This window comes from Posidoniimonas polymericola (assembly GCF_007859935.1).
Classification (GTDB): domain Bacteria; phylum Planctomycetota; class Planctomycetia; order Pirellulales; family Lacipirellulaceae; genus Posidoniimonas; species Posidoniimonas polymericola.
In genome coordinates this window covers 397,261-410,423 of record NZ_SJPO01000002.1, presented here as the reverse complement: position 1 = coordinate 410,423, position 13,163 = coordinate 397,261, and the positions used below count along the sequence as shown (strand labels likewise).

Genomic DNA, 13,163 nt, shown 5'->3' with positions numbered 1-13,163 from the left:
GAGGACTTGGCCGCCTTCGAGCAGGCGCCCGTGCCCGTGCCCCATGAGGGCAGCCTACCTGTCGTACCGGTTACCGGCGTCGCGGTGCACGCGCCAGTCGATGTCGTAGGTCATCTCACGGACGCTGCCGTCGCAGAAGGCGGCGTTCCAGATGCCGTCGTGGGACGAGCCGAACCGGCCCCACTCTTCGGGCAAATCACTCTGGTAGTCCGGCAGCGGCAGGCACTCAACGATCTCGCCGTCGACGAACCTGCCGGTCTTGCGGAAGTTGTCGTTGTTGAAGCCGGTGCACCAGGTCTCGTTGTCGCCCGTGTGGCGCCCGCTCGTGGCGTGCTCCGTAGGGATGTGCCGCTCGCCGATCAGGTACGTGCGGCCCAGGCCGGCGGTCACTTGCCTGATCGAGACCGTGCTGCGTTCGTAGGAGATCCCGGTCATCACCATCTCGTTGGAGAGCGCCCGGTCGAACGGCAGCTGGTCGATACCCCAGAACCCGCCGGACGTCCAGGTGCGGGCCTCCTCGTAGCTGCGGGGTCCGCTGCCGAGCGCAATCACCGGCCACTGGTTGTAGACGTGGCCCGAGTTAATGGCGTAGTCGCTGCGGCCGGCCACGGCGGGCGTGATCGAGTTGAAGAAACCGCTCGCACCGGCGTCGCTGGCGACCAGCGGGTAGGGCTGGTTCGCCCTGCGACTAGGGCAGTTGATCATCGGCAGCGGGGTCTGAATGATCTTCGAAGCGCCGAGACGCTGCTCGCGGGTGATCTGGTCCGGCTGCCCGTCAGACGCCGCGTCGTAGAGCTGGTACTCCTCGTAGTAGGGCAGCGTGTTGTAGATCCAGCCGCCAGGCTGGTTGCGGTGGAATCCGCGGTCGGCGTCGCCGGTCCAGTACCAGCCCCAGCCGCCGGTCGGAAAGAAGCCCTGCACGTCGTGGTGCCCGTGGCACGCGAGAGCGAGTTGCTTCAGGTGGTTCTTGCACTCCAGCCGGCGGGCCGACTCGCGGGCGGACTGCACCGCGGGCAAGAGCATCCCGATCAGCACGCCGACAATCGCGACCACAATCAGCAGCTCAATCAGCGTGAAGCCGATGCGCCGTACGCGCGTGGCGACGCGTCTGTGCGGTGTGAGGGCCATGATTGATCGACCGATTTAACGAGAAGAGAAGAGAGTCAGCCAGCCATTTAATTTTTGCTTGCGGCGTTGTCGCACGCAAGAACGTCTTGGGCATCGACTCCCAGAGACCCCATTTGGGGGGGCATCTATTCGTCCGCTTCCGGGTAACGCTTTCCAAAATAGTCCCACATGGCTGGCATCTGGTCACCGCTCAGCGCCGTGTCATAAACCGCAACCTCGTACATGTACCCGAAGAAATACGCCTCGAACTGCAAGTTCATGTGGCTCCCCAGGACCCGCCGCCCCGACTCGTGGACCGCTAGCGGCGCCTCGGCGCTCCCTTGGCTCTCGCCGTTGACCCACAGCTCCGCCCGGTTGGTGCCGGAGTCGTAGACGTAGCCGATCACCGTCACCTGCTGGGCGTCGACGGGCTTGCTCCGCACGGCGCCAACGTTCGCGCTGCCCGGGCCTGGCCAGACCCAGCCGCGGGCGGTGAGGTCGGGCATCAGCGACAACTCGAGCGACGGCTTGTCACCGTACTTGTAGAGCATCTGCCCGTGGTGGTCGTTGGCGTAGCTCATAGGCGCCGGGACGCACGCGACGAAGACGGTCTGCTGGTCGGCCGGCTCCATTGGGCTGGTCGCGAGGCTCGTGGACCAGCCGTTAAACCGAATGGCGGGGCGGCCCGCGCCATCGCGGACCCACGCGGGACGCCGGCCCTCCTCGAATTGCCAGGCGTCGTCCGAGAAATCGTTCTCGCCGATAAGCAGGTCGCGCCAGTTGGACACCCGGTCACCCACGGCGGGCGAGCCACACCGGTCGGCCGCGTACCACATCGACAGCCCATCGGTGAGCGGGATCGGCGGGAGCTCGTCCTCGCGGTACAGCGGCGTGATCCGCCGCACGAAGTCACGTTCGCGGGCCGCGAAGCGGACCGGCGCCGCGCCGGTGGAGTCGAACCGCATCGCCTCGTTCTGCTTGGCGTGCAGCAGCACGTCGGTCGAATCGCCACGCCGGTTGCGGGCGACGACGTCCCCATCGAACACGTGCAGCTCTGAGTTGCCGGACTGCTCGACGACCACTCCAAACTGGGTCCCGATGTCAACCAGCTCGGAGGTCGGTGTGAGCACGGTGTAGCCCCGCGCTCCCCGCGGCGCGGCGGCCGCCAACCTCCCCTGCGTCAGCGACGACTCAAGAGCCGAAGTCGCCTCGAACAGGGCAGGGCCCTCGACGGTCACTTTTGCGCCGGTTGTGAGCAGTAGCTCGATCACGCCCGATTTGATGTCGATCACCTTGCCTTGCTCGACCCGGTCGCCGAACGCGAGACCGTCGTCCTTGTTGGTCCAGACCACGCCGTTCAGGCCGGCCACCCGGCCGACCATCTCGCGACCGTCGGGGAGCTGGAACTTCTTTGGCGGGTCGGGGGCGATCGCCACGCCCGGCAGGGGCTCACCCGGCGCCACGACCGCGGTCGAGTAGAGCTGGTTTACCCGGCCGCGCAGTGAGAGGTTGTTCACCATCAGCGCCGCCAGCAGGCTCGCCGCCAAGGCGGCCACCAACATGCCGTTCTGGTTGATCAGCGTCGCCAGCCCTCGCCCGGCAGGACGGGGCGGGTCCGCCTGAAGGGCCCCGCTCTTGGGGGGCAAGGCTTTTGCGATCGCCGCGGCCTGTGTGCTTTCGGTAATCCAGTCCCGGAGAAGCGAGTCGTGCGCCAGGAAGCGGCAGGCCCGCGAACGCAGCTCGGCCGACTCGGTCAGCGCGCGGTTCAGGCGGTCCAGCTCGTCGCGCGTTGCCTCGCGGTTGGCAACCCGCAGCAGCTGCTCTTCCAGGTCGAATTCTTCGGGTAGGTGATTGCTCATGTTCGCACGCTAGGTGGCCATCCGTCCGAGGCCATTTATCGGTTCCGCCACTAGGATACGTCCGAACGCAGCCGCAGCTCGATGCACCTCTCGAGCGACTTACGCACCCGCAAAAGGGCCGACTTGATCGCATCCTCTGTCTTGCCAACTCGGTCCGCAATCTGGGTAATCGAGGAGCTCGTGTCGTACCTGAGTTGCAGCATCTCTTGCGACCTAGCACTCAGACCCTGCAGGCAGTGCCGCAGCGCCTCCTGCCGATCGTCCAGATCGGGCAACTCTTTGGCCGCCGTCTGCAGCATCATGCCGGAAAGCTCCTCTGAAAACACGTGCCGGTCTCGCGACCGGTCGCGGAAGAACGACTGCAACTCGAATCTAGCCAGGGTGATCGCCCAGGCGATAAAGTCGGTGCCGGGCTGGTAGCGGTGCGCGCTACGCCACAGCACTAGGTTGGTCTTCTGCAGCACGTCTGCCGCGTCGTCGTAGTTGCCGAGGGCGGCCAGCAGGTACGCCCGGAGGTTCCCTTGGGACTGGGTCAGGTCCTTGATGAACTGGTCAACATCAAGGCCCTCCCCGCCAGCGGCCTCACCGGCGTCTTGTGGATCGTCCATACTCGGTGTTGATCGTCTCTGCTGTGCCGGGCTCAGCTGCCGCCAGACCTACCCAGGCCTGCCGCTGATTGCAACGCGCAGGCTCTTGGCTACTTCTTCAAGAGTCCAGATGCGCGAAAACGGTGTCGAAGATTCTGCTGGCGTCGACGCTAAACCTCAAAAATCCTCGGTGCTGGACCACAGGCTGGCAGATTTGACGAAAAAGTCAAGAAAACACCGACACCCAGCCGCCGGTCGTGGACTTACCCAGCAGAGCCGGGAGCGGTTTGCTCCCGAGCCGCCGCTCCCGAGCCACCATGTCCGGCTGCGGTCGGCAGGCGGTTTTGCGACCTTTTCCCGCTGCGTCATTCAGCGCAGGCCCACGGCCCCAGCGCGTCGCCCGGAACTCCGGGCATGTGTTGTCACTGCTTTCTTTTCCAGTAGGAGTCGACCGCTATGCACGCCGTTCATCGCCAAGGGACTGAGCGAAGCCGACGTCGGGCAGCAAGCACGCCCGGGCGGCAAGCGTTCACGCTGGTCGAGCTGCTGGTGGTGATCGCGATCATTGGGGTGTTGATCGCCCTGCTGCTGCCGGCGGTGCAGGCGGCCCGCGAGGCGGCCCGGCGGAGCCAGTGCGCCAGCCAGCTCAAGCAAATGGCGCTGGGGTGCATCAACCACCACGACGTGCACAAACATTTCCCAACGGGGGGGTGGGGGTGGGGCTACGTCGGCGACCCCGATCGCGGCTTCGGCGTCAACCAACCCGGTGGTTGGATCTTCAACGTGCTCCCCTACATCGAGGAGCAGGCGTTGCACGACCTGAGCGGCAATGGCGAAGCAACCGACGCAAGCGGCAGGCGGCCCGACCGCGCGCAGCTCGAGGGGGCGCTCAAGGTAGCCCAGGCGACCGTGGATATCGCGAATTGCCCGTCGAGGCGTCAGCCGTTGCTCTACCCTCGTTCTGGAGGGGCAATCTCCAACGGCCTCACGCCAACCGAGACGATCAAGATGGACTACGCCGCGAACGCCGGGCATTGTGTCTCGGAATGGGACGTGGCGACTCTCTATAAGGGACCCGCAAGCTATGACGCCGCTACCGTCGAGAGCTGGACTAGGGACGCGCGGGCTCTTCTCAAGCAGAGGGTCGCAGATGGCGGGCGCAAGTACTCTGGGGTGTCGTTCGGCATCAGCGAGGTATCGCTGCGTCATGTAACCGACGGCTCTTCTAACACCTATCTGGTCGGCGAGAAGATGGTGCCCAACGACCGGTACGAAACCGGGACCCACGCGGGCGACAATGAAACCTGGTGCACCGGCTTCAACAACGACAATTTTAGGGCTACTGCCCGCAACAATGGGACCGAGGCGTTGCTGCCGGCGCCCGACTCCGACGTCGACATTGCCTACTCGCCGGACCGGTTCGGCTCGGCCCACTCAGGCGTCTGGCTGGTTGCGTTCTGCGACGGCAGCGTGCACAACATGACTTACGACATTGCTTGGGAGACCCACCGGGACCTTGGGAATCGGGCCGACGGAAACGTCACCAAGAAGGATCTCTAGCATCGGCCCTCGAATCGAGGCGCCGGGGCCGCGTTCGCGGCTTCCATAGCGACCAGGCCGGAACCCAACCTACTTCTCATTGCGATCGTCCCACGACAAGCGAATCGACAACTAAAGAACCTGCCTCTACGGCCATTCACTCATCGCGGAGCTGACAATGCTGCTCACACCACAGGGAAATCGTTCCTTGTCGCGTCTCTTCATGGTCCTTGCGTTGATGCTTGGGACTAGCGAGGCGTATTCGTTCGACGTCTTCTGGACGGGGACCACGGGCTCGTGGATCACCAGCAGCAGCTGGGACAGCCTCGCGGTTCCGGACGCATTCTTTGAGGATGTCGCGATCATCAACAACGGCGGCACCGCGACGCTGAATACCACGGCGATCGACGCCGCCGGCATCGCCCTCGGGTACGTGGAAAACGGGTCGGGCACGGTGGTGATCCAAAACGGCGGTTCCCTCACCCTGGTCGAGACCGCCGGCGCCGCGGTCGACGTGGCCCCCAACGGTGCGGCCAACATCGGCTTCGAAGGGGGAACTGGCAACGAAGGCGATTCTGGGCTGATTGAGGTGCAGGGGGGAGGAAGTCTTACGGTGGTCACCTACGACATCAACCAGAACGGCGTGCTGCGGATTGGGACCGGCGCCGGATCGGCGACGGTCGCTACCTCGACCGGCAGCCTGTTCAGCAACGGCACCGTGGAAGTGATTGGCCCCGGGCACAATATCTCGATAGCAAACAACCTCGTCTTCGAGGCGAAGGGGGAAGGCAGCAGCCGGTTTGTTCCCCGCATCACCAATGCCTCCACCCACAGCGTGATCACCGTTGGTGGCGCCGCCACGCTGGCCGGTACCCTCGCTCCGGTATTCGACGGCTACACCCCCCAGATTGGCGACAGCTGGGACCTGATTGACGCCCCAACGGTCGGTGGCGCCTTTAACGTCGACAGCTCCTCGGTCGGCACACTGCCGGCTGGCACCGCAATTGTGACCCGCCAGAGGAGCGGCGGGAGCGGCTCGATCTTGGAGATGGTCTACAAGGCGGTGCCGACGATGCGGGTCAACACCGACACCGGCGTCGTGACGCTCACCAGCGAGAGTGGCAACGCTGTCAACCTGATTGGCTACTCGGTCGTCTCGGACGGTGGGCAGCTAACGCCGGGCGCCTGGAACAGCCTCGCTGATCAGGGGCAGGGGGCGTGGGAAGAGGCCGGGACGCCGACCGTCAACGCGGTTAACGAGTTGATCCCGCAGGGTAGTTTTGCACTAGGCGGCACGACCTACAACCTCGGCGCGATCTACAACCCGCCGACCGAGTTTGGCGTCGCGGCCAGCATCGAGTTCGAGTACGCCGAGGACGGCGACGAGCGTTCCTCCTTCGGCGTCGTCGAGCTCTCGGGCGCCTTCGCGGACAACAACCTCGTTCTTACCGTCGACCCCACGACCGGCGAGGGGCAGCTCCGCAACAGCTCGCCGTTCATCATCCAGGTGCAGGGCTACTCGGTGCTGTCCGGCTCGGGTTCGCTCGACGACGCGAACTGGACCAGCCTGGAGAGCGGCTCTGCCGCGGGCTGGGACGACGCCGCATCGGATGAGTTCTCGCTCAACGAGCTGGTCCCCACCGGCGATGCCCTCATTGGCGCCGGGCAGTCCTACTCGCTGGGGGACATGTTCCTGGTGGGCGGGGACGAGGACCTCACTCTAGAGTTCGTGCTCTCGGTCGACGGCGTCGCCGAGGTGCGGCAGGGCCTGGTGCAGTACGGAGCGATCCCCGCCGGCGTGCCGGGCGACTACAACAACAACGGCATCGTGGACGCCGCCGACTACACAATCTGGCGAGACAATGTCGGACCCGGCAGCCTCCCGAACGAGGGTGGCATCAGCCCAGGAACGGTCGACAACGCCGACTACGCCTTCTGGGCGTCGCGGTACGGTTCGACCTCGGGCGTCGGAGCAGGCGCCGGGGCAGCGCCTGCTTCCGTCCCCGAGCCGGGCGCCTTGGCGGCAGTCTTGTGGGGCCTGCTGGCCGCGTGCGGACTCGTGGCCCGGCGTCGGCCGGCGTTCTGCCGCGTCTGACATCCAGCCTGCTGAGATCGACACAGAAATACCGGCTATTCTGCAATCTAGATTCACATTCAGGGAGAAAGCTCATGATTTGCAACAGGTTCACGCTCGCGGCAGTGTCCGCCCTGCTCGTCAGCGCCGCGTCGCTCAATGCCCAAACCGTTTTGATCGGCCCCAACACGAACAACGGCAGCTTCGAGTACGCCGGCGGCGTGCTCAACACCGACAAGATCCAGGTCTGGGACGGCGCCCCCGATGTCGATAATTGGTCGGTCTGGGCCGGGGTCTCGACCGCGGACAACGACAGCGGCGTGGAGAACACCGGCAACGCTTCGGACGGCACGATGGTAGCCTTCATGCAGTCCGGAAATGCGATGCACAACCTGACTTCGTGGATCGCCGCTGAGGGTGACCGCTTCAACTTCAGCTGGGACCACGTGCTGCGGGAAGACCGCGACCACACCGTCGGGCTCGTGTATGACGATGGCGGCACGATCACCTCGATCGTCGACTCCGAGATTGGGTCGACCGGCGTCATCGAGACGATCTCCTCGTCTTACGTGATCCCCGCCGGCAGCCCGGCGATCGGCAAGGCGATCGGGCTCGGCGTGGTGTCGCCCGGCGGGTACCCCGAGATCGACAACTTCCGGCTTACCGAGGGCGTCCCCGAGCCGTGCTCGGCCCTGCTGGGCTTGGCGGCAATCGGGCTGCTCTCGGCCCGCCGCGGCGGTCGGCGGCGCGACTCTTAGCTAACCAACCCTGTGAACGAACACCAACCGCGGCGGACCGGCGAGTCCAACCTGCCATCGCCTAGGTGACACTCTCTCTAGCGTACAGCCCTATTCCGAGGAGGTATAAATGTCCTGCACCAAAGTTTTCCTGTGGGCAGTCGCGGCGACGTTTGTTGCTAGCGCCGCGACGGCAGATATCCTGATCGACCCCGACGTCAACAACGGCAGCTTCGAGTACGCCGGCGGCGTGCTCAACACGACCAAGATCCAAGTTTGGGACGGCACCCCCGATATCGACAATTGGTCGGTCTGGACCGAGATGTCGACCGCCGAGGACGACAGCGGCGTCCAGAACACGGGCAACGCGTCGGACGGCACGATGATCGCGTTCATGCAGGGCGGCAACGCCATGTACAACATGACGTCGTGGGTGCCCTCCGCGGGCGATGAGTTTTACTTCAGCTGGGACCACGTGCTCCGCGGCGACCGTGCGCACACCGTCAGCCTCGTCTACGATGCCGGCGGCGTGATCACCTCGCTCACCGCCTCGGAGACCCCGTCGACCGGCGTGGTCGAGACGATCGCTAACACCTACATCGTCCCCTCGGGCAGCCCGCTGATCGGCAACACCGTGGGCCTCGGCGTCGTCTCGCCCGGCGCGTACCCAGAGATCGACAACTTCATCCTGACCGTCAACGAGGTCGCGCCCGTCGATGGCGACGTCGACGGCGATCGCGATGTCGACCTCGACGACTACATAATCATCCGCGACAACTTCCGGCTGTCGCCCGCCACCAAGGGGCAGGGCGACCTGACCGGCGCGGACGTGGTGGACTTCCAGGACTTCCTGTTCTGGAAGTCGAACGCCCCGCAGAGCGCGCTCGATGGCCTCGCCGCGTTGGGCGGCCCGGTGCCCGAGCCCGCCTCGGCCCTGCTCTGCCTGGCCTCGGCGGCCCTGTTGCCGCGGCGTCGCCGCGCCTAGCGGAGCGGGCTGTCATCCTCGGACAAGCGTTTGCGAACGCCCTCAGGCGCTGAGGGCGTTCGTGGCGTTTGCGCCTTGTCGCTCAGCCTCCCTCACCTACCCACCGGGTCTCTCCCCCGCCCAGGAGCGTTACGATGCGACGTCGACGCGTCTCAATGGCTGCCCAACGACCACTCCGTTTCGAGTCCCTCGAGGACCGCCGCCTGCTCGCGGTCGTGCCGGCTGGCTTCACCGAGTCCGTGGTCGCGTCGGGGCTGACCAGCCCGATCACGATGGACATCGAGGACAGCGGGCGGATCTGGCTGGCTTACCAGGACGGCCGGATCGAGGTGATCGAGAACGACCAACTGCTGCCGACGCCCGCCGTCCAGCTCGACGCCGACGGCTCGGGCGAGCGCGGGCTGCAGGGGATCGAGCTTGACCCCGAATTTGAGAGCAACGGCTACCTCTACGTCTACTACACGGCGGCCTCGCCGGAGAGCCACAACCGGCTCAGCCGCCTGACGGTCGACCCGCTCACCGAGAACACGATCGTGCCGGGCAGCGAGTTGGTGCTGCTCGACCTGCCGTACTTCTCGACGTTCCCGCAGAACCAGGACCCCATCTGGCACATGGGCGGGGCGATCCACTTCTTGCAGGACGGCACGATCGCGGTGCAGGTGGGCGACCACCTCAACAACAGCCTGGTGCAGGACCTCGACGAGCCGCTCGGCAAGGTGCTCCGGGTCAACCCCGACGGGACCCCCGCGGCCGACAACCCGCACTACGACCTGGGCGACGGGATCAGCTGGCAGGACTTCGTCTGGGCCGCCGGTCTCCGCAACCCGTTCAGCGGCGACGTCGACCCGGCAACCGGCCGCTACTTCATCAACGACGTCGGCCAGGGCTCGTGGGAAGAGATCAACGACGCCACGGCCGGGGGCGAGAACTTTGGCTGGCCGACCACCGAGGGCGCCTTCAACCAAGCGCAGTACCCAGACTTCACCCAGCCGTTCCACGCCTACAGCCACGCGGAGGACGTCGCGATCACCGGCGGCGCTTTCAACAGCCCGGCGGTCTCGCAGTTCCCGGCCGAGTACCAGGGCAAGTACTTCTACTCGCAGTTCGGCGCCGGTCGGATCATGGTGATCGACCCCAACAACGCAGCGGACAACGAGGCGTTCCTCACGGGCACGGCGTTCCCGATGAACATCGAGTTCGCCGCCGACGGCTCGATGTACTACATCGCCCGCGGCGCCGGGGCGGGGGGGGCGCCGGGCATCGGGACCGGGCAGGTGCTCAAAGTTCAGTACGCGGCCGACATCCCGCCGCAGATCATCCAGCAGCCAGCCGACCGTTTCCGCTCGGTTGGCTACAGTGCGACGTTCACCGCCAGCGCGGCCGGCTCGTCGCCGCTCAGCTACCAGTGGGAGCGGGATTCGGGCACGGGGTTCACGCCGATTCCAGGCGCCACCGAAGCGTTTTTCACTCTTGAATCGGTTGGGGTCGAGGACAGCGGCTCGTTGTTCCGCGTGGTCGTGTCCAACGGGTTCGGGACGGCCACCAGCGACGCCGCGACGCTCGAAGTCACCACCGACACCCCACCCACGCCGACGGTCACGCTGCCGCTGGAGGGCGACCTGTACCGCGCCGGCGATTTGATCACCTTCACCGGCTCCGCGACAGACGCCGAAGACGGCGTGCTCGCGCCCTCGCAGCTCACCTGGCAGGTCGACTTCCACCACGACGAGCACCTGCACCCATTCCTGCCGGCCACGACTGGTCTGACCGGGGCCCAGTTCACCGTGCCGGTCAACAGCGAAACCGCCGCCAACGTCTGGTTCCGGATCCACCTGACCGCGACCGACTCGGCGGGGCTCACCACCGAGACCTACCGGGACATCCACCCGGTGACGAGCGTCTTCACGCCGACTTCGAATGTGGACGGCGTGGCAATCGAGGTCGACGGCCAACCCAAAGAGACCCCCACCAGCATCACCGGTGTGGTGAACGTGAACCGGGCCCTCAACGCCCCCGCCGTAGCCGACGCCGGAGGTCTGCCCGCCTACTTCGCGCAGTGGCTCGACGGCGAGGCCAGCCGCGACCGCGTCATCGCGACCCCCGAGCAGGACTCCGCGTTCGTCGCGCTCTACCAGACCTACGACCTCGGCGCGCCGACCTACGCCAGCGACCTGACGCCCTCGGCGCCGCCGGTTAACGGCTGGGGGCCGATCGAGCTCGACAGCAGCAACGGCGAGGACGCCGCGGGCGACGGCGGGCCCATCACCCTCAACGACCAGGTTTACGCCAAGGGCCTGGGTGTGCACGCCTACTCCGAGATCACCTACGACCTCAACGGCGGGTACCATCGGTTCGTCTCGGACATCGGCCTGGACGACGAGAACGCGCCGGCCGGCAGCGTCGAATTCCGAGTGCTGGCCGATGGTCAGGAAGTGTTCGCCAGCGGGGTGATGAACAACCAGTCCCCGACCCAGACCGTCGACCTCGACGTCACCGGCGTGACGCAGATCACGCTGGTCGTGGACGACGGCGGCAACGGCGTCGGCAACGACCACGCCGATTGGGCCGACGCCCGGTTCTACAGCATCGAAGCAACGCCGGTCGTGAACCTCAACTTCCAGCCCGCCGGCGCCGAGGTCCCCGCAGGCGACCTGGCGGACACCGGGGCCGTGTTCGGCGACCGGGGCAACGGCTGGACCTACGGCTGGCAGACCGACCACACCGACCTCAGCCGGGACCGCGACGTCAACGCCGACCAGCGGCTCGACACGTTGGTGCATTTCCACGCCGGCCAGGACTGGGAGATCGCGCTACCCAACGGGCAGTACCTGGTTACCGCGTCGGTCGGCGACGCGGGGTTCCCCAGCACGCACACGCTGAACGTTGAGGGCCTCAACTTTTGGACTGCCGAGGCGCTCGCGGCAGACGAGTTCGCCGTCCAGACGCGGCTGGTCACCGTCAGCGACGGCCGCCTGACGCTCGATCAGGGCGACGCCGCCGACAAGGCCACGCGGATCAACTACCTCGAGATCGCCGCGGTCGACGTGGGCGCGACCCTGCTGCCGTTCGCCGCGGCCGACGTCGACCTCAACGGCCGGCTCGACCTCGACGACGTGGCCGCGTTCGGCGCCGGATGGGGCGCCGACGGCACGTCCGCCAGCCTCGAAGACCGCCTGCGTCTGGGCGACCTTGACTTCGACGGCGACACCGACCAAGACGACTGGGAAGTCTTCTACAGCCGCTGGATCGCAGAAAGCAACGCCCCGCTCAGCTTCGACGCGGTGATCAATCCAACGGCCGGCGACTTCGACCGCACCGGCTCGGTCACGCAGACCGACTACCAGGTCTGGCGGAACGCCTACGGCGCCACCGGACTACGCGCGGCCGACGCCAATGGCGATGGCGCTGTCAACGCGGCCGACTACACATTGTGGCGGGGCAACTTCGGCGTCACCACGTCGACGCCCGACCCGCTCGATGCGTTGGTGCTGTACATCGACCCCCTTACCGGCCAGGGTACTCTCCGCAACGAGACCGACGCGGCCATCTCGCTGATCGGCTACTCGGTGCTGTCGGACGCCGCGGCGTTGCTGACAGCCGACGGCGACTGGCAGAGCCTGCAGGACGCCGGCCTGACTGGCTGGGAGGAGGCTCAGCCGACGGCGTCCGCCCTTTCGGAGCTGAATCCTAGCGGGTCGCTGACGCTGGCGGCCGGCGACGCCCTCGACCTCGGCGGCCTGTACGACGCCAGCGCCTCGATAACCCCCGTGCAGCTCGAGTACGCCGTGAGTACGAGCGGCCTGGTGCAGTTCGGCTCAGTCGTTTTTGCGGAGCCGACTGCGCTGCCGATGGCGGCAGTCGCAAAGAGCGGTGCGATTGCCGCTGCGGAACCTGCTCTCGGCGTCACGCCAGCCCCGAAGTTGACATCGATCGAATCCTTGGTGGCTCCGCCTTCCATAGAAACCGGCTCCTTCGGCAACTCGGCTGCCCGCCGACCCGTGACGCCGCCCGCCGCACGCGTCAACACCGACCCCCAGCTGCTGATCGCTCAACAGCTCCATTCTCAGGCCGCTTCGCACGCGCCAGAACGCGACGCCGCGTTCGAGGCTTTCTCCACCAAGCAGGACGACGCAGACTTTCTAAATTCGGACACGACTCTCCCCGAACTAGGACCCAGCAGGGTTGCGCCGGGCATCCGGCGCGGCAGAGTGTAGCTTAGCTGCTAGAACTGCTCGTGGGGGCTGGTCACCATCAGCAACGTCATCAAGCTAGAAC

At 66.2% G+C, this 13,163-nt stretch carries 8 protein-coding genes; 5 read left to right on the top strand and 3 right to left on the bottom strand.

What is annotated here, in order from left to right; genetic code table 11:
- Window positions 1-54: 54 nt before the first annotated feature.
- From Pla123a_RS05580 to Pla123a_RS05570, 3 genes are all read right to left on the bottom strand, one after another.
- Window positions 55-1,128 carry a DUF1559 family PulG-like putative transporter gene (locus tag Pla123a_RS05580; protein ID WP_146585207.1) on the bottom strand — a complete coding sequence of 358 codons (1,074 nt, stop codon included), beginning with the start codon at window positions 1,126-1,128 and terminating at the stop codon, window positions 55-57.
- A 125-nt stretch (window positions 1,129-1,253) separates the two neighbouring features.
- The gene (locus tag Pla123a_RS05575) at window positions 1,254-2,966 is read right to left on the bottom strand and encodes a LamG domain-containing protein (RefSeq protein WP_146584715.1); all 1,713 of its coding nucleotides are present in this window, start codon (window positions 2,964-2,966) and stop codon (window positions 1,254-1,256) included.
- Between the two features lie 50 nt (window positions 2,967-3,016).
- Window positions 3,017-3,574, bottom strand: coding sequence for a sigma-70 family RNA polymerase sigma factor (locus Pla123a_RS05570; RefSeq protein WP_146584714.1), 558 nt, complete (start codon window positions 3,572-3,574; stop codon window positions 3,017-3,019).
- Between the two features lie 435 nt (window positions 3,575-4,009).
- Here Pla123a_RS05570 and Pla123a_RS05565 point away from each other — a divergent pair, with 435 nt between their 5' ends.
- From Pla123a_RS05565 to Pla123a_RS05545, 5 genes are all read left to right on the top strand, one after another.
- Complete coding sequence (locus tag Pla123a_RS05565) at window positions 4,010-5,113, top strand: DUF1559 family PulG-like putative transporter (protein WP_146584712.1); 1,104 nt, start codon at window positions 4,010-4,012, stop codon at window positions 5,111-5,113.
- Window positions 5,114-5,300: 187 nt separating this feature from the next.
- Window positions 5,301-7,187 (top strand): hypothetical protein, encoded by a 1,887-nt coding sequence (locus Pla123a_RS05560; protein WP_197527701.1) that lies wholly within the window; start codon window positions 5,301-5,303, stop codon window positions 7,185-7,187.
- 74 nt (window positions 7,188-7,261) lie between these two features.
- Window positions 7,262-7,924 (top strand): hypothetical protein, encoded by a 663-nt coding sequence (locus Pla123a_RS05555; protein ID WP_146584708.1) that lies wholly within the window; start codon window positions 7,262-7,264, stop codon window positions 7,922-7,924.
- Window positions 7,925-8,033: 109 nt separating this feature from the next.
- Window positions 8,034-8,888, top strand: coding sequence for a hypothetical protein (locus Pla123a_RS05550; protein ID WP_146584706.1), 855 nt, complete (start codon window positions 8,034-8,036; stop codon window positions 8,886-8,888).
- 134 nt (window positions 8,889-9,022) lie between these two features.
- The gene (locus tag Pla123a_RS05545; protein ID WP_146584704.1) at window positions 9,023-13,102 is read left to right on the top strand and encodes an NPCBM/NEW2 domain-containing protein; all 4,080 of its coding nucleotides are present in this window, start codon (window positions 9,023-9,025) and stop codon (window positions 13,100-13,102) included.
- The last annotated feature ends 61 nt before the right edge of the window (window positions 13,103-13,163 follow it).

Bases quoted from the DNA above. Each gene is read 5' to 3' on its own strand.
- Pla123a_RS05580 (WP_146585207.1), bottom strand. From the start codon at position 1,128: ATGGCCCTCACACCGCACAGACGCGTCGCCACGCGCGTACGGCGCATC.
- Pla123a_RS05550 (WP_146584706.1), top strand. From the start codon at position 8,034: ATGTCCTGCACCAAAGTTTTCCTGTGGGCAGTCGCGGCGACGTTTGTT.
- Pla123a_RS05575 (WP_146584715.1), bottom strand. From the start codon at position 2,966: ATGAGCAATCACCTACCCGAAGAATTCGACCTGGAAGAGCAGCTGCTG.
- Pla123a_RS05570 (WP_146584714.1), bottom strand. From the start codon at position 3,574: ATGGACGATCCACAAGACGCCGGTGAGGCCGCTGGCGGGGAGGGCCTT.
- Pla123a_RS05555 (WP_146584708.1), top strand. From the start codon at position 7,262: ATGATTTGCAACAGGTTCACGCTCGCGGCAGTGTCCGCCCTGCTCGTC.
- Pla123a_RS05545 (WP_146584704.1), top strand. From the start codon at position 9,023: ATGCGACGTCGACGCGTCTCAATGGCTGCCCAACGACCACTCCGTTTC.
- Pla123a_RS05565 (WP_146584712.1), top strand. From the start codon at position 4,010: ATGCACGCCGTTCATCGCCAAGGGACTGAGCGAAGCCGACGTCGGGCA.